Annotated in this window: 19 protein-coding genes; 18 read left to right on the forward strand and 1 reads right to left on the reverse strand. The window is 58.5% G+C overall.

Going from position 1 to position 24,451, the window contains the following annotated elements:
- Positions 1–2: 2 nt before the first annotated feature.
- From Pan97_RS05740 to Pan97_RS05825, 17 genes are all read left to right on the forward strand, one after another.
- On the forward strand, positions 3–1,220 hold the full coding sequence (locus Pan97_RS05740) for a cytochrome c oxidase subunit 3 (protein WP_144971172.1): 1,218 nt from the start codon (positions 3–5) through the stop codon (positions 1,218–1,220).
- A 12-nt stretch (positions 1,221–1,232) separates the two neighbouring features.
- On the forward strand, positions 1,233–1,676 hold the full coding sequence (locus Pan97_RS05745) for a cytochrome C oxidase subunit IV family protein (RefSeq protein ID WP_144971173.1): 444 nt from the start codon (positions 1,233–1,235) through the stop codon (positions 1,674–1,676).
- A 12-nt stretch (positions 1,677–1,688) separates the two neighbouring features.
- The gene (locus tag Pan97_RS05750; protein ID WP_144971174.1) at positions 1,689–2,627 is read left to right on the forward strand and encodes an ABC transporter ATP-binding protein; all 939 of its coding nucleotides are present in this window, start codon (positions 1,689–1,691) and stop codon (positions 2,625–2,627) included.
- Positions 2,624–3,481, forward strand: a complete 858-nt coding sequence (locus Pan97_RS05755) for an ABC transporter permease (protein ID WP_144971175.1) — start codon at positions 2,624–2,626, stop codon at positions 3,479–3,481. Before Pan97_RS05750 ends, Pan97_RS05755 begins: the two co-directional genes overlap by 4 nt.
- Positions 3,478–4,647 carry an SCO family protein gene (locus Pan97_RS05760; RefSeq protein WP_144971176.1) on the forward strand — a complete coding sequence of 390 codons (1,170 nt, stop codon included), beginning with the start codon at positions 3,478–3,480 and terminating at the stop codon, positions 4,645–4,647. Before Pan97_RS05755 ends, Pan97_RS05760 begins: the two co-directional genes overlap by 4 nt.
- A 3-nt stretch (positions 4,648–4,650) precedes the next feature.
- Complete coding sequence (locus tag Pan97_RS05765) at positions 4,651–5,100, forward strand: DUF420 domain-containing protein (RefSeq protein ID WP_144971177.1); 450 nt, start codon at positions 4,651–4,653, stop codon at positions 5,098–5,100.
- Positions 5,101–5,104: 4 nt separating this feature from the next.
- The gene (locus tag Pan97_RS05770) at positions 5,105–5,428 is read left to right on the forward strand and encodes a hypothetical protein (protein WP_144971178.1); all 324 of its coding nucleotides are present in this window, start codon (positions 5,105–5,107) and stop codon (positions 5,426–5,428) included.
- Between the two features lie 170 nt (positions 5,429–5,598).
- The gene (locus Pan97_RS05775; protein ID WP_165698629.1) at positions 5,599–8,076 is read left to right on the forward strand and encodes an outer membrane protein assembly factor BamB family protein; all 2,478 of its coding nucleotides are present in this window, start codon (positions 5,599–5,601) and stop codon (positions 8,074–8,076) included.
- A 63-nt stretch (positions 8,077–8,139) separates the two neighbouring features.
- Positions 8,140–9,180, forward strand: coding sequence for an AAA family ATPase (locus Pan97_RS05780; RefSeq protein ID WP_144971180.1), 1,041 nt, complete (start codon positions 8,140–8,142; stop codon positions 9,178–9,180).
- A complete protein-coding gene (locus Pan97_RS05785) occupies positions 9,146–10,039 on the forward strand; it encodes a DUF58 domain-containing protein (protein WP_144971181.1) in 894 nt (297 codons plus the stop codon). The genes Pan97_RS05780 and Pan97_RS05785 overlap by 35 nt, the downstream gene beginning before the upstream one ends.
- 29 nt (positions 10,040–10,068) lie before the next feature.
- Positions 10,069–12,288, forward strand: a complete 2,220-nt coding sequence (locus Pan97_RS05790) for a BatA domain-containing protein (RefSeq protein ID WP_144971182.1) — start codon at positions 10,069–10,071, stop codon at positions 12,286–12,288.
- Positions 12,285–14,687 carry a hypothetical protein gene (locus Pan97_RS05795; protein ID WP_144971183.1) on the forward strand — a complete coding sequence of 801 codons (2,403 nt, stop codon included), beginning with the start codon at positions 12,285–12,287 and terminating at the stop codon, positions 14,685–14,687. The genes Pan97_RS05790 and Pan97_RS05795 overlap by 4 nt, the downstream gene beginning before the upstream one ends.
- Before the next feature lie 21 nt (positions 14,688–14,708).
- Positions 14,709–18,668, forward strand: a complete 3,960-nt coding sequence (locus tag Pan97_RS05800; RefSeq protein WP_144971184.1) for a hypothetical protein — start codon at positions 14,709–14,711, stop codon at positions 18,666–18,668.
- A complete protein-coding gene (locus tag Pan97_RS26205; protein ID WP_165698630.1) occupies positions 18,661–19,605 on the forward strand; it encodes a hypothetical protein in 945 nt (314 codons plus the stop codon). Before Pan97_RS05800 ends, Pan97_RS26205 begins: the two co-directional genes overlap by 8 nt.
- A gap of 12 nt (positions 19,606–19,617) precedes the next feature.
- Positions 19,618–20,685: a prenyltransferase/squalene oxidase repeat-containing protein gene (locus Pan97_RS05815; RefSeq protein ID WP_144971187.1), complete on the forward strand. Its 1,068-nt coding sequence runs from the start codon at positions 19,618–19,620 to the stop codon at positions 20,683–20,685.
- A gap of 5 nt (positions 20,686–20,690) precedes the next feature.
- The gene (locus Pan97_RS05820; RefSeq protein ID WP_144971188.1) at positions 20,691–21,893 is read left to right on the forward strand and encodes an NPCBM/NEW2 domain-containing protein; all 1,203 of its coding nucleotides are present in this window, start codon (positions 20,691–20,693) and stop codon (positions 21,891–21,893) included.
- Between the two features lie 20 nt (positions 21,894–21,913).
- Positions 21,914–22,210, forward strand: a complete 297-nt coding sequence (locus Pan97_RS05825; protein WP_144971189.1) for a hypothetical protein — start codon at positions 21,914–21,916, stop codon at positions 22,208–22,210.
- Between the two features lie 39 nt (positions 22,211–22,249).
- Here Pan97_RS05825 and Pan97_RS05830 read toward each other — a convergent pair whose 3' ends face one another.
- Positions 22,250–23,458, reverse strand: a complete 1,209-nt coding sequence (locus Pan97_RS05830; protein ID WP_144971190.1) for a 2,3-bisphosphoglycerate-independent phosphoglycerate mutase — start codon at positions 23,456–23,458, stop codon at positions 22,250–22,252.
- 250 nt (positions 23,459–23,708) lie between these two features.
- On the opposite strand from Pan97_RS05830, the gene Pan97_RS05835 reads away from it, so the two are divergent.
- Entirely contained in the window at positions 23,709–24,416 is a 708-nt protein-coding gene (locus tag Pan97_RS05835) for a metal-dependent hydrolase (RefSeq protein ID WP_144971191.1), read from the forward strand.
- Positions 24,417–24,451: the final 35 nt, after the last annotated feature.

Consider the following 24,451-nt stretch of genomic DNA (forward strand, 5'->3'; position numbering starts at 1 on the left):
GCATGTCCGATTCTCATAGTGAAGATCATCACGGTCACATTCAACTGGAGTACCATCCAGCGCTGCCGTTATCCCTAGGCAAGCTTTGTTTGTGGTTGTTTTTATCGACCGAAATCATGTTCTTCGCCGGTCTGATCGGCGCGTACGTGGTGCTGCGATTCGGTGCCCCGACCGGTTCCTGGCCGACGCCCCACGACGTGTACCTGAGCGAGCCGATCGGTGCGTTCAACACGTTCGTGCTGATCTGCAGCAGCTTGTCGATCGTGCTCAGCCTGGAAGCGGCCCGCAAGAATCAAAGCGGCGCGGCGAAGAAGTGGCTGCTGGTCACGTTCGTGCTCGGCTGCGTCTTTTTGGGCGTCAAAGCCTACGAATACAAAGAGAAGTTCGCCCACGGTATTTTTCCGACCAAAGAAGGCCGGCGACTGTACGATCAGCCCGACGTCTATTACGTGTCGGCGCTAAAAGTGCGGCTCGAAAATTTGAAGTCGGATCTTTCCGAACAGCAGAGGGAAGAGGAGGTTCTCGAAGGGGTAACCCGCGCTCAGTTCATCGACACGATGCTGACCGGCGGCGTCGCCCACGCGGCACGAACGGCCACCAATACCGAGAATCCAATCGAGGCACACGCCATTCTCGAGTCGCTCGCCTATGCCGTACAGCATCACGAAGTGTCCGACTACCAAGCCACTCGCCTGCGAAATGAAAAAGAGTCGCTCGAAGGCCCTCTGGCGAAGGTCGAAGACGACCTGAAGGCGAAGGAGGCCCGTAAGACCGAGATCAGTGAAAAGCTCAAGCCGCCTGCGGAAGGGGAACAAGGACCTCCCGAGGATGAACTGCGTGAAATGCGTATCGAACTGGGAGGGCTGATGCAAGAGATTGCCAAGCTCGATCAAGACGCCAAGCCGATGCGCGAGCGGATTGCCTTTCTCAATCTGCTGCTTGCCGACGACGCCCATCTGCTGAACCATGGTATTGGGCATGAAATGGAGTGGCTAAAGCTTCCCTTCGTTCTGCCCAGCGGCAATATGTGGGCCAGCACTTACTTCCTGTTGACCGGCTTTCATGCCCTGCACGTGGTGATAGGCTTGATCATTTTTGCCCTGGTAATATTCAGCACGCTGGATGTTCGCAAGTCGCACTACCTGGAAAACGCCGGCCTCTATTGGCACTTCGTCGACCTGGTGTGGATTTTCCTCTTCCCGCTGTTGTACCTGTTTTAAAGAAGTCCGTCCGTGAGCGATCCCAATACCCATCCGCCGGCGCACGACCAGCACTTGCACAACGACGAAGAACTGCACGCCACCACCGGCAACACCAAGTATTGGGTGGTCTTCGTGGCGCTGTGCGTGCTGACGATGTGCTCGTTTTTGACCTACTTCGAGTGGTGGGATACGGCCATCCCGCCTCATGTGAGCATGGCCTTCATGATGGCCGTCTCGTGCGGCAAGGCCCTTTTGGTCATGCTGTTCTTCATGCACCTTTTGTGGGAAGCCAACTGGAAGTGGGTGCTGACCGTTCCCGCCGGCATGATGGCTATCTTCCTGGCTTGTATGTTGATCCCGGATATCGGCATGCGAACCGAAAAGTACTCGCAAAGTCGCTGGCTGCATGCCCCGGTGCCGCATGTCCACGTCGACGATGCCGCCGCGTTGGACCATGCTCCGGCCGCCCACTAAGTTGAACTGCGAATGATCTCCCCGCGTGCGGTATCCATCGAAAGCGTTTCCCATTTCTATGGAAAGCGGCAAGCGCTAACCGGGGTTACGCTGTCGATCGATCCCGGCGAGATCTTCGTCTTTCTCGGCCCCAACGGAGGCGGCAAGTCGACGTTGTTTCGCCTGCTTTCCACGTTGATGTCACTTTCGCACGGCGACATCAGCATTCTGGGACGAAGCGTTCGCACGCATCAGCACGAAGTTCGTCAGCAGATTGGAGTCGTCTTTCAGATGCCCAGTCTCGATAAGAAGCTGACCGTGCTGGAGAACATCCATCAGCAGGCCGCCCTGTACGGGATCACCGGTGCGTTGCTGCAAGAACGCACGGCTTTGCTGCTGGATAAGCTAGAACTGGAGGATCGCAAGAAAGACATCGTCGAAGACCTGTCAGGCGGTCTGCGGCGACGCGTCGAACTGGCCAAGGGAATGTTGCATTCGCCGAAGGTCCTTCTGCTGGACGAACCCAGTACCGGACTCGATCCGGCTGCCCGACAAGCGATGTGGCGTTATCTTGAGTCCCTGCGAACCGACCAAGGGGTGACGGTGATCCTTACCTCGCACCTCCTGGAAGAAGCCGAGAAGGCCGACCGGATTGCTATTCTCGATCAAGGCAAGCTCGTCGCGCTCGATACGCCGGATGCTTTGAAGGACAAAATCGGCGGCGATACGATCACGATTCGCTCGCGTCAGCCCCAAGCACTTATTCAGAAGCTGCGCGACGAGTTGAACTTGAACGCCAGCGAGGTCAGCGAACTGGTGCGTTTGGAAACGGAAGATGGCCCCGCCGCGATTCGCCTGATCATGCAAGCGGCCAGCGAACTGGTCGACGCAATCACGCTCGCCAAGCCGTCGCTGGAAGACGTTTTCATCGCCATGACCGGCCGGCAGTTTACCGAGGAGGTAACTCCATGACCTCCGAAGCGATTGCCAGCCCCAACCCGTTTGCCGCTGCCTGGTCGCTGTGTCGCCGCGAGATCGTGCGGTTCCTGCGGCAGCGCAACCGCATTGTCGGAGCGATTGGCCAGCCGATTATTTTCTGGCTACTGTTTGGCACCGGGCTGACCGGCGTCTTTCGCACGTCAGGGCAGGGGGGCGCCGACGAAAGCTTCACCGTCTACTTCTTTCCCGGCACGCTGCTGTTGATTGTGCTGTTCACGGCGATCTTCGCGACGATTTCGATCATCGAAGACCGCAACGAAGGCTTCCTGCAATCGGTGCTCGTTTCGCCGATCCCGCGGTGGTCGATGGTGCTGGGGAAGGTGCTGGGCGGAACGATTCTCGCGGTCGGTCAGGCCATGATCTTTCTGCTGCTGGGCTACTTCGTCGGCATCCATATGAATGCCGTGCAGTTGGCTTCCATCTTTGGAATTCTCGTGGTCGTCGGCATCGGGCTGACGTCGCTGGGGTTCTGGCTGGCATGGCGGATGGACTCGACGCAGGGATTTCACGCGGTGATGAACTTGCTGCTGATGCCGATGTGGCTGTTGTCCGGGGCGTTCTTTCCCATTCCCACCAACACCTCTTCGTTCGGACAATGGGTTTTGAGCTGGGTGATGACGCTCAATCCGGTTACCTATGCCCTGGGTGCCATCCGACAGATTCTGCATGCGGAAACCGCACCAAGCTTTTTGGGTGGGGAAACGACCGGCGATTTTTGGTTGCCCGGCGTGGGGCTTGGCGTAACGATTACCATACTTTTTGCCATCGTCATGTTCGCCTTGGCCTGTCGCGCGGCAGGAAAAACGAGGCGGGGAGATTGGATATGAAACCCACCACCGGAATCTTTATTTCTGCCGTGCTGTTGATCCTGTTGGGGCTGACCATGTTCTGGGCAGCGCTCAACCGGAAGCCTACCGGCGATATTCCCGACGATGGTCACTCGTCGGTGGGGATGACCGTGAAGCTGGACCGCGAGATCCCTCCATTTCAGTTAATGTCGGCCCAGGAAGAAACGTTCGATACGGCATCGCTGGAAGGGGACGTCTGGATTGCCAGCTTCTTCTTCACCGCGTGTCCTTCGATCTGCAAGATGCAGAACCAGCAGATCGCGATCTTGCAGGAAGAGTTCGCCGACGATGGCGTCAAATTCGTCAGCATCACGTGCGACCCCGATAACGACACGCCGGCCGTCCTGCGTCAATATGCCGAATCGTTCCAGGCCGAGCCTGGCGTGTGGACCTTTCTGACCGGCGACATGGAGCAGTTGAAAGAGATTACCGAAAAGTCGTTTCAAGTCGGGTTCGAGACACAAACCCATAGTGACCGCCTGATGGTGATCGACAAAGAGGGGAAGCTTCGCGGTACCTTTCGAGCGACCGATTCCACCGAATTCCTCCGCGCTAAAAAGATGCTGAAGGAACTACTGGCCGAGCCTTACACGCCTAAAGCCCAAGAAGAAGTCGCCGCGAAGGAAGAAGTACGCAAGCAGACGATGGATCGCTTTCAGCTGACTGACAGCCTGGATCAGCCGTTTGATAGCAAATCGCTGGAAGGGGACATCTGGCTGGGCAGCTTCTTTTACACGTCGTGCCCTGGCAGCTGCATTATGCAGAACATGGAGAAGGCGAAGCTGCGAAACGAGTTCCAGGATCGTGGTTTGAAGTTGGTCAGCATCACATGCGATCCCGATAACGACACGCCTGCGGCTCTGGCCGGCTATGCCGAACGTTTTCAGGCCGATCCCGACTGCTGGTATTTCTGCACCGGCAAGTTTGATTACATCCAGAAGATCGGCAGCGACTTCTTCGATATCAAAGTCGAACCGCAGTATCACAGCGACCGTGTATTCCTCGTAGGTCGCGACGGCAAAGTGATCGACTCGTTCCGTACCAGTCAGAAAGATCAGATGGAGTCGCTGCACAAGATACTGGAAGAAATGCTGCCGCCGACCCAGGCAGAAGCTGCCCCCAGTGAAACCGAGAAGAAGGACTAACGCGTGGATTTGGTAACGCTTCTGCCCCATGTGAATGCGTCGCTCAACGGCCTGGCGACACTCCTGTTGGTGGTCGGCTTCGTGCTGATCAAGATGGGAAAAATCAACGCGCACAAGTGGACCATGCTGGGCTGCTTCGGCGTGTCGGTCGTGTTTCTGGTGTGCTACTTGACGTATCACGCGCTGATGGAAGGGCACAGCAAAACGTTTCCCGAGTATCCGGCCAGCTGGATTCGGTACAGTTACTACATCATGCTGCTGACCCATGTGATACTGGCGGCGGTCGTCCCGGTGTTGGCGGTCATCACCATTTATCTGGGCCTCAAAGATCGGCGGGAAGCCCACCGCAAGATTGCCAAATGGACCTTTCCGATCTGGCTTTATGTTTCCATTACTGGCGTCTTGGTATATCTTTGTTTGTATCAGTTCTTTCCTCCCCAAGTGGCATCCTAGGAACATGAACGCCCTGAAAGCTATTTTCCCGAAGCCGATCCACGCCGCAGCACTTTTACTGATGCTGGGAGCCCCTTCGTGGGCTTGGGCGTGTCCGACGTGTAAAGATGGCTTGAGCGACAATTACGTCAGCGCCTATGCGTTCAGCATCCTGTTCATGATGATCGTTCCCTACGTGCTGCTGGGCGGCTTTTTCGGATACATCGTGGTCAGCTATCTCCGCCGGCCAGCCGCCGAGCGAAAAGAACTGTCCGCCGACGAATTGACCCAGATCGCGCTGGAAAAAGCGAAGCAGGGAATTCCGACCCAGCCTCCGGCGTTTGACTAGTTGAGCCGGTTTCTTCGCGTCTTTTCTGAAGAAAGCAGGCATCCTAATCGCACCCTTTCCCCCAATAGTTGGTGGAATCGCAAGTTCTAGGCTGACGCTTTGCTTTTCCAGGGCAGTGGCGGCTTCTATACTGTATGCGGAAGGCAATTTTCGTCAGGAATAGCGAGTGCATGAGATCTAGGCCAACGCTGACATCGCGATCTGCAGGACTTGTTTGGGTCCTTCCCCTCTTGCTCCTGGGCGCGACGCAAGTCTTGGGTCAGGCCCAGGATGTATTCGCCCGGGCCGAATTCTCGTTGACGGTCGAGCTTCCTGAGACCAAAAACGACACCAAGAACCTGCTGGCCCAGGTCGATCAGCAACTGCAGCAGCAAAAGTGGCAGGATGCGATCGACACCCTCGAGCGTCTCATTAGCGGCCACGGTAACGAACTCATCGTCCAGGGGAGCGACCAGGTCGATCTGGGAAGTCAGTATGTTTATTACGTCGAACTGAAGACGTACCTGCGTCGCCGCATCTCGGAGTATGCGCGGCAGATGCCTGAGTTCCTGGAGGTCTACCGCACGCGAATCGATTCGTTGGCCAGGCAAGAACTGGACGCCGCGATCGCTTCTCGCGATCCGGCTCAGCTTTCCGAAGCGATCAATACCTACTTTCTGAGCCGTCATGCCGACGAGGCGCTTTTGCATTTGGGAGATCTGCTGCTCGAGCAAGGCCGCTTCAATGAAGCTCGTACGGCCTGGGAACGTATCTCTCCCCGCTATCGAACCCCGGAAGACCCGCAAGGCGTTTTGCTGGCCATGGCAGGGCAGCCGATCTGGGTCGCCGTCGATGGCGTCGATTGGGGAAAGCATCGCGACACCATCCGAAGCTTGCTGGACGACAACCAGGCCTCCAGTTCCCTGGCCACCACGGCCGATAGTGACGTCGACCCGGCCGCCGTGTGGGCTCGGCTTTGCCTGGCGTCGTGGCTGGAAGGAAGCAGCGATCGCGCCGCGGTCGAACTGGAATTGCTGCGGCAACTGCATCCCGGCGCCCAAGGGTACCTGGGGGGGCGTAATGTGAATTACGCCGAGTTCCTCACCAAGCTGGTGGCGTCGTCCCCCGGCGAGCATGACTCGCGACATGCCGGCACCTGGCCGACATTCGCAGGCTCGTACGCTCGCACCGCCCAAGCCGACCTGCCAGAGCGAGCCAAGACGTATAAACCGAACTGGAGCGTTTCCCTCGAGACGCAATCGTTGTCGCGTGCCGGAGGGCGAAACGGCTTTGGGGAAGAACGAGAGTTGCAACGTATCCCGTTGGTTGCCGAATCGTCCGATGCCCTACTCAGTACGTTCCCTGTCGTTTTGGATGGCAATGTCATCGTGGCGGATCAAGAACGGGTGCGTGCTTTTCAAATTGATAGCGGTCTGCCGGCGTTTCCCACCGAAGGCTCCGAATTCTTCGACCGGGACGAACTCGACTATGGAGCGTTCCATACCAGCGGCCGACGACTAGACTTCGATTTCAACATGCGAGGGCGTCGGCGCGGCTCGCCGCTGTCGGCCATGTCGCTGAAACTGATTCATGCCCTCGGCCCCGATCGTTTCACGCTGGCATCGGACGATACCAAGCTCGTTGCCCGGATCGGGACGACGGCGATCGGCGTTCCTTATGTGCAGTCCCAATTTCAAGACCCGGCCGACATGGTCGTGTTCGACATGCGGAAGGAAGGGAAGCTCGAAGCGCGGATCCCTCCGGTGACCGAGCTTTCCGGACCATGGTCGTTCGAAGGCACGGCGATCATCCAAGGGAATCGACTCTACTGCGGCATGATCAAGTCAGGCGTCCGCGACGAGTCGGCAATCGCATGTTTCGATTGGACGACCTCGCAGATGCTGTGGCGGCGGACCATTTGTCTGACGCAGCCCTACGGCAGCGGCCTGGTGGCGGACGGCGAGTATGGCTTTCGCTCGCACAACTTGCTGACCCTCAAAGATGGCATCCTGTATTACAACACCAATCACGGCGTGATCGCCGCCTTGGAAGCGGATCGCGGTGATATGCTGTGGCTCACGCGTTATCCGCGTCGGGGGCTCATTCCCGATAAGCTGGAAAAGGCGCACGCGCTGGTGCAGCGCAACGTCAACCCATGCATCGTGACGCGCGGCCTGGTGATCACCATGCCGCTTGACTGCGAACGCCTGTTGGCACTGGACGCGGCCACGGGGCAATTGGTCTGGCAAACGGTGCCAGGCGGTCTCGAACCGCTGCATCTTTTGGGCACGACGAAGGACGACGTGCTGGTCAGCGGCGAACAGCTCTTCTGGGTGCACTTGCACTCCGGTAAGATCCGCGCCGAGTTCCCCAGCGTTCATCAAATGTTTCGCGATCGAGGATACGGCCGCGGTGCCCTGGTGGGGGATCAGGTTTACTGGCCGACACGCGACAAGATCTTCCGCCTGGCAGCGAAGCTCGATTCCAACGGAAGCGTGAAAGAAGCCGCCTTGCCGGTCGACCTGGTGCAGTACGGCGAAGAAGGTGGCAACATCGTCGTGGCTGGTGGACAGATGATCGTGGCCTCCCCCAGCCGTTTGACGGTTTACTCCCCATCGCCGCTGCTCGAACCAGAGGATAATTCCTCCGCGAACGATACCAACCAATAGCGACGACGAAACCTAGCGTTCCCTAATCCATTTCGCAATTGACTTCCCACGGACAACAATCGAATGACGAGCGAAAATGATGCCGCCGCGGCCGCCAGATTGGCCGAAGCGTATGAACTTCTGCAACGCGAAATCGGCCGCGTGATTGTCGGTCAGGAAGAAGTGGTCGAGCAGCTTCTCATTGCCCTGTTCGCCGGCGGTCACTGTCTGCTGGAAGGGGTGCCGGGGCTGGCGAAGACGTTGATGGTCCGCTCTTTGGCCAGCGCGTTGCACTTGGAGTTCAATCGGATTCAGTTCACGCCCGACCTGATGCCGTCGGACATTACCGGTACGGAAATCATTCAAGAGAACCGCAGCACCGGTGAGCGAGCCTACCGCTTCGTGCCTGGTCCGATCTTCAGCAACGTGATCCTGGCCGATGAAATCAACCGAACGCCCCCCAAGACCCAGGCCGCTCTACTCGAGTCGATGCAGGAAAAGCAGGTCACCGCCGGTGGCTCGAAGCACGCGTTGCCCAAGCCGTTCTTCGTGCTGGCTACCCAGAACCCGATCGAGCAGGAAGGAACGTATCCCCTGCCGGAAGCTCAACTCGACCGGTTTATGTTCAACGTACGAATCGACTACCCTTCGGAACTGGAAGAGTTGGAGATCGTCAAACGGACGACCGCCGACGTCAACACCGAGATTTCGCCTCTTTTGACCGGGGAAGAGATCATTCAACTCTCCCAGGTCGTGCGGCGCGTGCCGGTGGCTGATCCCGTTGCTCAGTATGCAATTCGCCTGGTTCGCATGACTCGCCGCGGCAATGACATTCCCTCAAAGATGGAGCCGTACATCCAGTGGGGTGCCGGTCCGCGGGCCAGCCAGTTCCTGGTGCTCGGCGCCAAAGCACGAGCCATTTTGCAAGGTCGCGAGTTCGCCACCACCGACGACGTGAAAGCGGTCGCGCTGCCGGTTCTGCGGCACCGCATTCGGACCAGCTTCAACGCCGACGCCGAAGGCATTACCACCGATCACGTCGTGCAGCAGCTTTTGGAAACCATTCCCACCACGGTAGAGGACCAGCAATTTGTCGACGCTTTTAGATCCTCAGACGCTGGCTAAGGTCCAGGGGCTGCGGCTTCGGGCCAAGCACATCGTCGAAGGGCTGATCGCCGGCTCGCATCGTAGCCCGCACCGGGGGTTCTCGATCGAATTCGCCGAGCATCGCGATTACGCGCCCGGGGACGATCTGCGCTACCTCGACTGGAAAGTCCTCGGCCGCACTGACAAGTACTACATCAAGCAGTTCGAAGACGAAACGAATTTGATCTGCAACCTGGTGGTCGACGTCAGCGAGAGCATGCGCTACAAGAGTGCCGATGTCGCGCTGAGCAAGCTGGAGTACGCCCAGTGCATTGGGGCGACGCTCGCCTGGCTGATTTTGCAGCAGCAAGACGCCGTCGGGCTGGTTACCTTCGACGAGCAGGTCCGTTCGCTCGTGCCACCCAGCGGCAGCCCCGTTCAGCTGCAGCAAGTCATCGACGTGCTGCAAACGGTCGAGTCGAAAGAGAAAACGCAGATCGGTCCGCTTTTGCACGAACTATCAGGCCGCCTGAATCGTCGAGGCTTGGTGATCGTGCTGAGTGACTTCTTCGATGAAGTCGACTCGATCATGGCCGGGCTGAAACATCTGCGGTTTCGCAAACACGACATTATCTTGATGCAGGTACTTGATCCGGCCGAACTCGACTTCCCTTTCGACCGCCCCACCATGTTCAACGGCTTGGAAGCATTTCCCGAACTTTTGGCCGATCCGATCTCGGTTCGCAAAGCGTATCGCGAAGAGATCGAGGCCTTCGTCAACGATCTTCGCAGCCAATCGTTGGCCAACCAGATGGACTTCGTCCAGATCCGTACCGACCAACCTTTCGACGCCGTGCTTCGTAACTTTTTCAACCACCGCAATGCCCGGCTCGTGTAGCCCACTTCCACGAAACGTTTGTTAACCCAGTGAACCCTTTCGCTTTTTCCAGTGCGACGATGCTGTTGTGGGGATTGGCCGCCGTAGCGCCGATTCTCATTCATCTGTGGAATCGTCGTCGCTATCGCGAAACAGACTGGGCTGCGATGAAGTTTCTGTTGGCCGCGATGAAGAAGAATCGCCGCCGCATTCAGGTCGAACAGCTTCTGCTATTGTTGGTCCGCTGCGCGATCCTATTGTTCTTCGCCATTGCCCTGGCCGATATCTCTTGCACCGGCGGTTCCGGTATTAGCGGATTCGGCGGCCCTGGCTCGGCCACACATACCGTTTTAGTGATCGATCATTCGTACAGCATGGCTTACGGCGAACAGGGTCAGACGCGTCTCGATCAGGCCAAGGAACTTGCCCGCCGGATCGTCAACGAAGCGGGCGAAGGGGATGGCTTCACGCTGTTGGCGATGGGACGCACCGCCAAGGGAATCATTTCCGAGCCCGCGTTCGATCCGAACGACGTGCTGCGGGAACTCGACCAGATCGAGATCGACCCAGGCGTCGCCGCGCTCGATCTTTCCCTGTCCGAGATTGAGGGGACGCTACGGATGGCTGCCCGTGATTTTCCTCGCCTTCGACGTGCCCAGGTATGCATTCTGACCGACTACGGCGATGTGACCTGGAAGGAGGCCGCTTCGCAAACCAACGAGCAACTCCTGGGGAAGATCGAGGAACTGGCGGTCGTCAAGACGTTCGACGTCGGCCAGCCGCAAACGACCAACAGTGCGATCATCGGAGCGACGCAGCTGACGCCTTACTTAACGCCCGATCAGTCGGCCCGGTTTCGAGTCGAACTTTCCTGCGACAATGCCTCGGAACTTCCCAGCCAGGTCGTGCAGATGCTGGTCGATGGGCGACTCGTTTCGCAGAAGGTCGTACCGTTTGTCGATAACCAGGTCGTCTCGGTCGAGATGAATACCGTCTTCAGCCTGCCTGGGACCCACGCGGTGGAGTTTCGTTTGGATGACGACCTGCTGGCTACCGATAACCGCCGCTACATCGCCGTGGAAGTGAAACCGCAGCTTCGTATTTTGTGCCTGGCCGATGACGTTCCTTCGCTGAAGTTTTTGAAGCTGGCTCTCGATCCGTCCGATTCGATCCAGTCGCCGGTCAAGGTCGAGACGATGAGTGCGTCGGCCCTGATGGATATCGACCTGTTGTCGTATGACGCGGTCTATCTGTCGAACGTGTCCCAGATCGCGCCCGATGAAGCGGCCATTTTGCGCACGTTCGTCGAGCGAGGCGGCGGCCTGGTGCTGTTCCTGGGAGACCGCGTGCAGGCCGCCAGCTACAACGCGGCCCTGGCCAAGGGGAAGGAAGCGACCGCGCCGCTGATCGACCTCAAGTTCGACGGTCCCACCCCGCGCGGCGAGTACTTTCTAGATCCACGGCAATACGAGAGCCCCCTGCTCGAGCCCTTTCGTGGGCAGCAAGCCGGCGGTCTGTTGACGACGCCGGTGTGGAATTACTTCAAGGTCACCCCTGCGGAGGATTCCACCTCCCAGACGGCCCTCTGGTTTGGCAGCGGCGACCCGGCCATTGTGACCTCGCGTTATCAAACTTTATCGCCAGAAAAAGAAGACGCCGTCGCAACGCGGCTGGGGGGCAACGTGATTGTGTTTTGCCTGCCGGCCAGTACCGATTCGGTCGATCGTTCGCTCGATCCGCCAGCGGCGTGGACGGTCTTCCCGACGTGGCCAAGCTTTCCTCCACTGGTGCAAGAGTCCCTCTCGCTCGCCGTCGCCTCGCAGTTCGATCGCCGTAATCGAGAACTCGGCGACGTGTTTGAAGGGGTGATCGAAGGGGACCCCGGCGCGAACCTGATCGAGGTGATTTTGCCGGATGCCCAGACAAGCCGCATCGAAGCGGTGGCCCGGGACGACCGTTTGTTCTGGGCGTTTGATGGAACTGATCAGATTGGCATCTATCGCTCGAAGTCCCTTTCGGATGGGGCGAACGAACAGGTCGAGTTCGCCGTGAATGCCGATACCCGCGAAAGTGACTTGAGCCGCGTGGCGATGGAGAACGTCCCGTCGTCGCTGCAACCGGGCGACCGCGGCTTCGATCCGGCCGGTGGAGGTCAAATGGCCGCGGTACCGGCAGCGGTCGAACTGTTCCGCTATGCGTTGGTGCTGGTGATGGGCTTGTTGTTTTTGGAGAGTTTTTTGGCCTTTCGCTTTGGGGCCGCCGCACGATGAACGACGCATGGCGACAACTCGTTCGGTGGACCTTGGCGGATGAAAGCCCGGCAACCGATTCCACCATGGAAGTGACCCTGCAGTGGGCACCCCCGTGGGCGGCTTGGGTCACGCTGCTGCTGGTCATTGCGGCCGTTCTTTTCTTCGGCTGGATCTACCGCAAAGAGAACCTCCAGCGGGCGATTCCCAAGTGGGCCGTGCTACTCGCGGCCCGGCTGACGCTGGTTGGCATTGTACTGTTCATGCTGTATGGGCTTCAGCAGCAGCCGTTTCAGACCGACGCCCCGGACCTGGTAATTGCGGTCGACGATACCGAGAGCATGTCGCATCTCGATACGTTCGCGCCGGGCGATGAATCCCTCATTCGTTCGCGCGTGGAAGCGGCCAACCTGGGTGAGCCGACCCGCTGGAATCAGGCCCGTACGCTTCTCCTGGAAAACAACGAAGCGCTGATGGTCAAGCTGCGCGATCGCTATAACGTGCGAACGTACTGGATGGGGGAATCGGGCCGGGCACTGACCGTCCCGGACGAACAGTTCACCGATCTGCTGCGCTCGGCAACGCCGGATGGCCAGGTCAGTCGGCTGGGAACCAGCTTGTCGCAGATTCTGGAACAACAACGAGGCCGGCCTACGGCGGCTATCGTGCTATTAAGTGACGGGGTGACGATCGAGGGGCCGAACCTTTCCGAAGGGGCCCAGCAAGCCGCGCTGCGGGGAGTACCGATCTTCCCGATCGGAATCGGCAGCCAGCAACTTTCGCGTGACCTGCGGATTGAAGAAGTCGTGGTCGATCCGATCGCGTTCGTGGGGGATACCCTCACGTTCGTCGTGCGTCTGTCGGCCCAGGGGATGTCCGGCGAAGCGGTTCGGCTTTCGGTTGCCGATCGCGAAAACCCCAGCCTGACGCTCGACGAAAAGAACGTGACCCTTCCGGCCGAACGCGTCACGCGCGAGATTCGTTTGCAGTTTCGCCCGGAAGAAGTGGGCGAGTTCAACTACGTGGTCCAAGCCGAACTCGAAGGGGGGAGTTCGCCTGAGGACACTATTTCCGTATCGCGGAAAGTGAAAGTGCTCGACGCGACCATTCGCGTGCTGTACGTCCAGGCCTACCCTAGGTTTCAATTCCGCTTCCTGAAGATGCTGCTCGAGCGGCAACTGAAACGCAGCCCCTTATCGGGTGCCGACGAAAAGGCGTTCGAGCTGACCACCATTTTGCAAGACGCCGACCAGTCGTACGCCGATCAGGACGAAACCGCCCAGGTAGCGTTTCCCGGCACGCGCGAAGAACTGTTCGATTACGACGTCGTCATCATGGGGGACGTCAATCCGGCGTTTCTCAGCCGCGAGCAACTGCAGAACCTGCAAGACTTCGTGCAGGTCAAAGGGGGCGGTTTGATCTTCGTCGGTGGACAGTACTACTTACCATGGGACTACCGCTCGACGCCGCTGGCCGCGCTATTGCCGTTTTCGCTGGATGACGTCCGGCGGTCCGATCCCGATCAGGCATACGTCCAGCCCATTCCGGTCGAACTGTCGGACCTGGGGCTGAACACGCTGCCGCTGCAGGTTACCGAGATGCCAGCCGACACCATCGCCGCCTGGCGGGGCATGAACCAGGTTTACTGGCACGGGCCGATCGAGCACCTCAAGCCAGGTGCTCAAACGCTGGCCACGGCGACGCGTGCCGATGGATCGAAGCAGCCATTTTTGACGCAGCAGTTCATCGGCCGCGGCAAGGTGATGTTCCTAGGCAGTGACGATCTGTGGCGGTGGGACTACCACGACGAATTCTGGATGCAGACGATCCGTTACCTGGCGCGATCCAGTTTGCTCGATTCCGATGGCTCGGTTGAAATCACGGTCGATCGTGCCAACTACCGCACCGGCGAATCGGCCACGGCCCGGGTTCGTTTCTTCGATGAAAGCGAAGCACCACCCGAAGATGACGGCGTGCAGCTAACGCTCGAAAAGCCTGACGGAAGAACGCGGACGATTACCATGTCGCGCGTCGCCGGCAACCGAGATTTGTTCGAGGCGACCATCCCAGGGCTGACGGCCGGCGATCACCGGCTGTGGATCGTACAACCACTGCTGCGAGGTGATTCTGGCGAGACCGAACCCCCGTCGACGCAGTTCACCGTCGAGCCGGTTGCCGGTGAAATGACCCGCTTGGACATGGATTTGGGGGAACTCCGCCAGACGGCTTCCTCGACCCGGGGGCAGTATTTTTCATTTTTGGAAGCGGACTCGTTGTTAGAAGCCCTACCACGAGGACGACAGGTAAGAATTCAGACCTTGCCCCCCGAGCCGCTGTGGAATTCCTGGAAACTTGCCCTGTTGTTCGTCACACTATTAATTGGTGAGTGGGTTTTGCGAAAACGCATGGGCCTGGTTTAGTTTTTCCCGAGGATAGTACGGATGGCATCCGACGCACATAAATCGAACAAACGCCCCGTGCATCACTTGGTGGTGCAGCGGGTCGAAGAAGCACGTCGCGGTGCGATGCGGCGGGTTCGTCTGCGCGGAACGGCCTGGGGGCTGGCTGCGGGGATGCTGCTGCTTTTAGGCATGGCCCTGTTTGACTATCTCTTGCGGCAGGACGACCTCGGAACGCGGTGGTTTCTGTCGCTGTTGACACTGGGTGGGATGGTGTTCGCGGCCATCTGGTGGATTGTGCCGGCCTGGAAGTGGTCGCCGTCGCTACAGCAGATTGCCCAGCGGATCGAACAGTTCTTCCCCGAACTGCGCGACAAGATATCGAGCGCGCTGTTCTTCCTGGAACAGGACGAAGAAGACGCCGCGGGAAGTTCGATCTACTTCCGCCGGAAGCATGTCAGTGAAATGGCGGATACGCTGACCTACACCGATCTGTCGGTCGCACTCAATCGTCACTTAGCCACCAAGGCCGTGTATGCCTTGTGCGGCATTACTTTCGTCATGCTGTCGGTGTTGCTCTTCTCGCCACAGCAGTTTGGGACGGCCGTGTCGCGTCTGGCGATGCCCTGGCGGTCGATCGAGTGGCCCCGGCAAAACAACCTGGCTCTGATCGACCCACCCAAAGTGGTTCCGCTGGGAGGCCGTGCGGTGATCGAGGTGGAAGACCTCAATCGTAACCTGCCTGAGATGGTCGAACTGCAAGTTCGCTACGAAGCGGATGGCCGGCCGGTAACCCACCCGATGCAATTCGACCTGGAAGCCAACCGCATGGTTTACCAGTTGGACGGCATTCAGCGAGCTTTCGAGTTTCGCGTGGAAGGGGGGGACGACGATACGATGACCTGGCACGCGGTCGAAGTGGTCAAGCCGCCGAAGTTCTCGGACATCCAGGTCACGTTGGTTCCGCCCGAATATACACGCTGGTTACCTAGCCAGTCGCCTCGTTCGATCATCGCCCTGGCCGGGACGACCGCACTGCTGTATGGCCAGGTCGATCAGAAGATCACCAAGGCCCAGTTCGTTTTCGAGGCCGCCGGCAAGTCGGAAAGTTTTCCGCTGGTGATCGGCGAAGACGGCCATAGCTTCTCCACGCCGTCGCAAGGTGCCGAGAACGAACCAGCCAAGGGGCCGGTACTCGCCGCCAGCGGTAGTTACTGGATTGAAGTGACGGTCGAGTCCGGTCTGAAGAAGGCCGAAGGGCGACGCTACCCGGTACGGGTCATTCCCGATAAGGCCCCGATCGTCTCCTGGGTTCAGCCTGACCGTAATATGTCGCTCACGCCGTCGGCCTTGCTGGAACTTTCCGCCGTGGTTCGCGATGACCTGCAGACGCAAGACGTGAAGCTGATCGTCAAGAAGCAAACCGACGATTCGGTGCTGGTCGAGCAGTCACTCTTTACCGGTTCGGAAGACCGCCCCTTCGAGTCAGCACCGAGTAACCTGGCGATGGGGCTTTCCGAAGACTTGGAGATCACTCACGCGCTCGATTTTTCCGAGCTGGAAGGTTTGACGCCAGGAACCATTTTGGAACTGACCATCGCCGCGAATGACTATCGCCCGCAAACCGGGACCAGCTTGCCGCGGATTATTACGATCATCTCGGAAGAACAGCTCGATCAACGCGTGAACCGTCAACAGCGCGAGATTATTTCCAAGATCGCCGAAGCTCGCCGTTTGCAGCAAGATGCCCGGCAGCAGACCCGCAGCGTGGAAATCAAGTTGGAAGAAGGCTCGCAGCTGGGACCGGCCGAACTGGCCAATCTGCAGAACGGCGAACAAAACCAAAAGAACGTTCGCGAGAAGCTGTCCACCGGCCGAGACAGCGCCGCCAAGTTGATCGACGAGCTATTGGAAGAGCTGAAGCAAAACCGCCAGACCGATCACGATGCTTCGGAGATCTTGCAAGACCTGAAGGAAAAGATCGAGTCGCTCGCCGACTCGGAATTGACCCCGATCGAATCCGAGATCACGCAGCTTCGCCGTCAGACGCCGCGCGGGGGCGAGTCTTCCGAAAAGCCGAGCGACAACAGTCCACCGTCGAAAACCACGATGGGTGAGCCGGCTGGCGAGAGCAATACCGGTGAAAGCGCAGAGGAAAATCCTGAAGGTTCCCCGGCAAGCGAAAAGCCAGCCGAAGGTAAGCCAGAGCAAGTCGACGGTAAACCGGAGAGTGGCCGGCCCGAAGATAGTGAGAAGAACCCTGCTCCTGGCGAAGAAACGTCGGACCAGCCGATGGAGTCGACACCGTCGGCCGAGGCTGCCGCCGAAGCAGAAAAACAGAATGCCCAGCGTACCCGGCAGCAGCTCGATGAGATTGGCAAGCGGCAAGAGAAGGTCGCCGGTCAACTGCAGGACTGGCAAAACGATCTGAACAAGTGGGATACGTTCCGCCGCTTCGCCATGGATGTGCGTGACCTGGCCAATCGCCAGAAAGATCTTGAGAAGCGAACCGAAGCGAAGCAGACCGAAACGCTCGGCCAAGATGTCGAGCGGATGTCGCCGGAAGATCGTGCTGACCTCAAGCAAATGGCCGAAGAGCAATCGAACCTGGCGGGCGAACTCGATCGTATCCAGTCGCGCATGCGGGATATGATGCAGAACGATCCGGAGAGTGAAGAGGTTGCCAACACGCTCAAGGATGCCATTGCCGAAAACCGGGACTCGGCCGTCTCGCAGCGGATGCGGCAAGCAGGCCAACGCATCGAACAGAACCAGCTCTCTTCGGCCAAAGAGTCGCAGCAGCAGGTCGAAAAGTCGCTCGAAGACGTGCTCGACACGCTGCAGAACCGACGCGAGACCGACAAGAAAGAACTGAAGCGAAAGCTGGACGAGGCTCAGCAGGAACTTGAAGAGCTGCAAGATCGCCAGAAAGAGCTGAAACGCAAAGCGGATGAAGCCCAGATGCAGTCCGGCGATATGGGCAGTCAGCAGTCACGACAATCGCAGCAGCGAAAGCTCGAGAGCCTCAAGCAACAGGCCCAGCAACTCCAGGAACAAGCCGAACGTTTGGCTCGTAAGCTGGAACGGCTGACCGCGAACAAAGCTGCCCAGAAGGTGCGCGATGCGGCTGAGCGATTGGAAGAAGCCGCCAAGAACGCCCAGAACATGGACACGCAGCAGCTTCAGGACGAAATCGATCAAGCCCAGAAGGACCTGGAGGAAGCCCAACAGGAGCTAGAAGAACGTCAAGAGCAGGTCGAGCAGGACCTGGCCCAGGAACAAGCCGCCAAGCTGAAGCAGTCGATCGAGCAACTGATCATTCGTCAAACTCGCATTCGGGATGAACTGGTTCGCCTGGACGAACTGAACAAGAAGAATGGCCAGCTCACCCAAGCCCAAAAGCAAACGCTCGCCGGGATCTCGCTGGAACAAGCGACCCTGACCGATGAGATCCGCTCGTTCGCCGAGTCGATCGCCAAGGCCGAGGTGTACCATCTGTCGCTGCAACTCACCGCGGAAGTAACGACCGATCTTTCCCGTTTGCTGGACACCAGCGAGATCGACGCAAGAATGCTTTCGCTGGCCGATGAAGCCGTGCAGCGGCTCAAGCAGTTGATCGCCGCGATGGAAGAGGAAGAAAAACAGCAAGACTCCCAAAACCAGCAGCAAGACGACCAACAGCAACAAAACCAGGATCAGCAGCAACAGCAGCAAGGGAGCCAGGATGGAATCAGTCAAACGGCTCAACTGCGGCTGCTGAAAATGATGCAAGAGTCCCTCAAGGCGCGCACGCAGACGTTGGGCGAAAAGATCGAGAAAGATCCGAACGACGCCGACCAGGCCGAACTTGCCCGGCTGGCCGCCGAACAGGGCCGGCTTTCGGAGATGACGTTGAACCTGATCAAGAACACTGAAGAAGAAATCTTCGATCCCGAGAACTTGCCGGATATCGAACCGACCGAGCCTGCCGCTGCCGATCAGGAGGAGCAGAACGATGTCTAAACGATGGTTGATAGCAAGTTGGATGATCGCCAGCCTGTTGTTCGCGGTAATGACCACCCCGATGCTGGCCCAGGATGCCGCCGAAGAGGGTGCCGGAATGTCGTCGCTGGACGAAGAACTGTTCAATGACCTGGGGAGCGATCTGTTCGACGACATCGATCTTCCCGCCGAAGCCAAAGCGGCACCTGATGACGCCAAACCGCCGGCAGACGCGGGCATGCAGACCGATGGAGAAGACGTCGGCGCGGAAGGTTCCCGAGACGAAGCAGGGGAGCCGCGCGGTTTCGGGGCCGATCAGACCAATCAGATGCAAGGAGAGGATCCCCTGACCAAGATCGGAGGACTGATGCGAGAAGTGCAAAAGCGGATCGCCGTCGGTCAGGCCGAATCGCAAACCGTGGCCATGCAGCAGGAGATCATCGAAGAGATCGAGAAACTATTGGAGCAGCAAAACAACCAAAACCAAAATCAATCCAACAGCAACTCGCAAAATCAAAACCAGCAGCAGAACCAACAACAGCAACAGCAGCAAAACCAATCGCAAAGTCAGCAGCAACAGAACCAACAACAGAATCAGCAGCAAGGGGGACAGCAGCAACCGCAACAAGCTGGACAGCAGCAGTCCCAACAACAGCAACAAGGACAAAGCCAGACGCAACCCCAACAGCAGCAAGGGGGCGACTCGCAACCAAGCCAGGCCCAGATGCAACCAGGGGAAAAGAGCGACGATGCCCAGGACAGCAGCGATAAACTTCGTGATGGCAAGGTGCTGGCGATCTCGCCTGAGGAACAAGATGCATTAGTCAAAAAGGCCTGGGGAAACTTGCCGCCGCACTTGCGAAAGCAGATCTCCAACAGTTCGATGGAACGTTTCCTGCCCAAGTACGAGCGGTTAACTCAAGAGTACTTCCGCAAGCTGGCTGAAATCGAAGAATAAGCAGCGAACCGTATGAGTCATTATTCTCGCCGAACTCTGTTGAAATCTGCCTTGGCCGCCGCCGGAAGCTGCGGTGTCGGGTCGCTGCTGCCGGCACAAGAATGGCGCGGCACGTCCCGCCGCAACTCGCGCGGGCTGATCACGCGCGAAGTTCAATCGAGTATTGATCAAGGGCTGCAGTACCTGGTCCAGCGGCAAACGATGAACGGTAGTCAGCGCGGCGCGTTTGGTACCGACGGCTATCGAGCCAACACGGCGGTCGTGGGGCTGGCAGGCCTCGCGTTCATGGCCGCTGGCAGTTCGCCGAACCGCGGCCCCTACGGAGCGAACATCTCGGCTTGCCTCGACTACCTCTTGGCCAACACGCAAAGTGGTGGGTTCGTTGCGCTGCCCAATGCTCGCACGCATGGTCCCATGTACGGACATGGCTTCGCGACGTTGTTTCTGGCGGAAGTGTACGGGATGACCAGCGCTCCGGAACTTCGCGATACGGTCCGCGCGGCCGTGAAATTGATCGTCGATACGCAGAATGCCGACGGCGGTTGGCGTTATCAACCGGTACGCAGCGAGGCCGATATCTCGGTGACCGTCTGCCAGATGATGGCCTTGCGGGCGGCCAGGAACGCCGGCATCTTCGTCCCTAACGAAACGGTCGATCGCTGTATCGATTACGTAACCCGCAGTCAGAACGCCGATGGCGGGTTCAGCTACATGCTTAGCGGCGGTCCCAGCGCGTTTCCGCGTTCGGCTGCTGGCGTGGTCGCGCTGTATAGTGCCGGCATGTATGAAGGGGAAGTGATCGAGCGAGCCCTGAAATATCTCGACGACAACCTTCCCCAGGAAAGCACGTTCCGCGGCAACAATCATTTCTTCTACGGCCAATACTACGCGGCCCAGGCGTTTTGGCATGTCGGCACGCAGCGGTGGGATCGTTATTACCGCATGATTCGCGAAGTCCTGACCGAACGCCAAACGGCACAAGGCTTCTGGACCGACTTCATCTGCCCCGAGTACGGCACGGCGATGGCTTGCATCGTGCTGCAACTTCCCAATAACTATCTCCCCATCTTCCAGAAGTGATCACCTTGCTTGCCCGTAGTTTCGTCTTTGCGTGGATCTCGCTGGCTTCGACCATCGCCTATGGTCAGACGCGTCTCAACGGACCGCTGGTTACCATAGGCAGGCCGGATGCCAACGTCGCGATCACCTCGATCCCGTCGATCGACAAATGGGTGACCAGTGACGGGGCGATCAACCCGGCGAGCGTCGTCCGATTTGGTAATCCGCAGTTGATTCGCGACGATGGCGTAGTCGTGTTCGAGGATGGTTCCCACATCGTGGCCAAGGAGCTTCGCACCGAAGGAACGCAACTGCACGCTTACAACCGTTTGTGGGACGAAATGAAGTTCCCGCTGCGTCCACTGCGTGGCATCCTGCTGCGTTCCTATTTGGATCCTGACAAGACGCAGGTCTCGCTCGATCGCATTCACGCTTACCAGGGGACACGCGATCGGTTGCTGTTGGCCAACGGCGACTACATCGATGGAACGCTCCGTCGGCTGACTCCGTTATCGGTTGAATTTCAGATCGGAGACAAAGCTCTGAAACTCGATCGCAAGCGAATCGCCGAAATTCATTTCGCTCGCTCCGCAGGCATCCTGCCAACCGCGGAGCAGGGTGTTTGGGTGGGACTGAACGACGGTTCGATGATTCTGGCCTCGGAACTTTCCCTGTCAGACGACATCCTTCAGGTTCGTCTCAGTCCAGGGATCTCGATGCGATCTTCCACTCTGGAGAATGCGTTTGCCTACGTGACTTACTTACGTCCGGTCGCTAGTGACGTGCAGTACTTGAGCGACCTGGATGCGATCGGTTTCAAGAGCCTTGGCTTTTTGAACGCGAACTGGGATTACCGCAAGGATCGCAACGTTCAAGGGGGGACGCTCAAGTCCAGCGGCTACGTCAGTCAGAAGGGGCTCGGTTTGCACGCGACCTCGCGGCTGGCTTACAAGGTCGAGAACAAAGCGGTACGGTTGCGAGCGAAGGTCGGGATCGACGACGATACCGACGGCGCCGGCAGCGTGATCTTCAAAGTCTTCGCCAGCGAAACGGGCAAGTCGTGGGAGACGATCTACGAGAGTCCGATCGTCCGCGGTGGTGAGACTCCGCTGGACGTCGATGTTTCGGTGCAGGGGATGAAAGGGCTGGCCCTCGTCGTGGAGTATGCCGACGGAGCCGACGTCCTGGACCATGCGAACTGGATGGATGCCCGGTTCGAGATGGAGTGATTCACGGCAAGGCATCCACGATGAAGCTTACCCATATCATCATGCACGATGGATCGCGTGACTTTGGTGCTCTGCCAGAGTGCTTTCCCCATGAGCTACTACGTGATCACGTTGCCACGCTACCCGAAGCGAAGGTCACCAGCTTCGTGTCCGATGGCGTCACCGAGGCGTGGCTCCACTTCCAATTTCGCGGCCACCAGTTCGCCGCCAATACGCAGTATGGCGAGTGGTGGTTCTTTGTTGACGATCCGCAGTGTCCCGACGAGTTTCTGCTTGAAGTTCTGACCCACTGCGCAAAAAAGTTGGGACAAGGATAACCTTGCCCCAACTTCATTTGGCTTTGCATTCGTATACGCTTAGGCCCCATACTTTTGCAGTCGGCCGGCATTGGCCATGGCCAGGGTCATCAGGTACTGGGCCTCGAACAAACCCAAGCCACCGCGGCAGGCCGTTGCTTCGCCAAAGGTGGTGTGACCGTCCGGTCGGCAGCAATTCGAGTACAGCAAGGTCGGAACCGGGTGCCAACTGTGGCTGGCCAGGAACGATGGGGTGCTGTGGTCGCCGGTGACGATCAGCACGTCCGGATTCAGGGCCAGGATCTTGGGGATCTGAGCATCGAACTCTTCGGTCCGCTTCACCTTGGCATCGAAATCACCGTCTTCACCGCTCGAGTCGGTGTACTTGAAGTGGATGAAGAAGAAGTCGTAATCTTCCCAGTGCTGCTTGAGGACTTCCAATTCTTCGTCCAGCGATTGAGCTTCCCCCAGAATGTCCATGCCGACCAGGCTCGCCAGGCCCTTGTACATCGGGTACACGGCGATCGCACCGGCCTTCAGTCCGTAGACGTCTTCGTAAGAAGGAATCGAGGGCTTGGCCGAGAAACCACGCATGGTCAGGCAGTTGGCCTTCTTCTCGTCCTTGAGCATCTTCTTCGCTTGTTCGACAAACTGCTTGGCGATCGCAGCCGTCTTGTTGCTCGCTTCATCGGCACCGACTGGGTCCAACGGCAGAACGCCGGTGGCTTGCGGGTCGGTGTCGGCAACGTTGCCGCCCAGGCCATCGCCGCCACGGAAGACCACCACGAAGCGGTGTTCCTTCACAGGCTTGACGATCACTTCCACGCCAGGGATCTTGATCGCGTTCAGGCTCTCGGCCAGCGGAGCGCTCTCTTCGGTCGGGATACGGCCGGCGCGGCGATCGGTGATCTTGCCGTCGGCATCGATCGTGCAGAAGTTACAGCGAACAGCGACGTCCCCTTCCTGAAGTGGAAGACCGATACCGGTCGCTTCCAAGGCTCCGCGCCCGATCAGGAATTTCAGTGGATCGTAGCCAAACAGCCCCAAGTGCCCCGGGCCGCTCCCTGGGCTGATGCCTGGCTTTACGGGGATGCTTCCCCCTTGCACGCTCTTGGCCGCCAAGGCATCCAGGTTAGGTGTCTTGGCGGCTTCCAGTTCGGTCTTGCCGCCTGGTTCGTGCGGCAGCCCACCCAGGCCGTCGCCGACAAACATGACGATCTTCGTATTGTTCTTGGTCTTCAGGCTGCGCACCAGGTCGATTTGGTCCATGGCGTTGCTCTCTTTACGATCTAACAAGTGGATGGGTGGGTAATTTGCATCAGGGGCACAGCGCTTAATTATCGGGTTTTTCGGCCTTCTCACAACCATGCCTGATTGGCAGGGAAAACACCCTAAACCTTCATCTAGGCGGTACTTGGCAGTGATCGCCGACGTCCGCTATGGTGGTGGATGTGAATTGACGAAGATGATCACCGGCGAGACACCACTCTGCCTCAACTATCCCAGGGAGAAACCTTCCATGGCGCTCAAGCTCATTTGGCACGGACACGGCACCTGGTCGCTTCATACCGCAGACCACAAAATCTTGATTGACCCGTTCTTCTCCGGCAATCCAGCAGCTGATATCGCGGCCGATGCGGTCGAGGCCGATACCATCTTGCTGACGCATGGTCACGGCGATCACGTAGGCGCGAAGGGGGACGGTACGTACGACATTGTCGATATCGCCAAGCGAACCCAAGCGCAAGTTGTCGCCATCTACGAAACGGCCAATTGGCTGTCGGCCCATGGTATCGAACAAGTCACCGGCATGAACCTGGGGGGAACGCTCAAGTTGCCGTTTGGCTCGGTCCAAATGACGTTGGCCCTGCACAGCAACAGCCTTCCTGATGGTACCTACGGCGGCATGCCGGCAGGGTTTGTTGTCGAGGCCGCAGGCCGCAAGATTTACTTCGCTGGCGATACGGCCTTGTTCAGCGACATGAAGTTGATCGGCGACCTGGTTCTCGATGCTGCCGTGCTGCCTATCGGTGATCTCTACACGATGGGGATCGAGGATTCGATTCGCGCGGTGAAATTGCTGCAGCCGAAGCAAGTCGTTCCTGGGCATTACAACACGTGGCCGCCGATCGAGCAGGATGCGACGTTCTGGGCCAGCAAAGTTCGCCACGAAACCAACGCAACGCCCCACGTACTCGAACCGGGGCAGACGTTAGAGATCAATTAAGGAATGATGCCCCAAGGCCATCCGACGCCCTTTCA

The organism is Bremerella volcania (assembly GCF_007748115.1).
Classification (GTDB): domain Bacteria; phylum Planctomycetota; class Planctomycetia; order Pirellulales; family Pirellulaceae; genus Bremerella; species Bremerella volcania.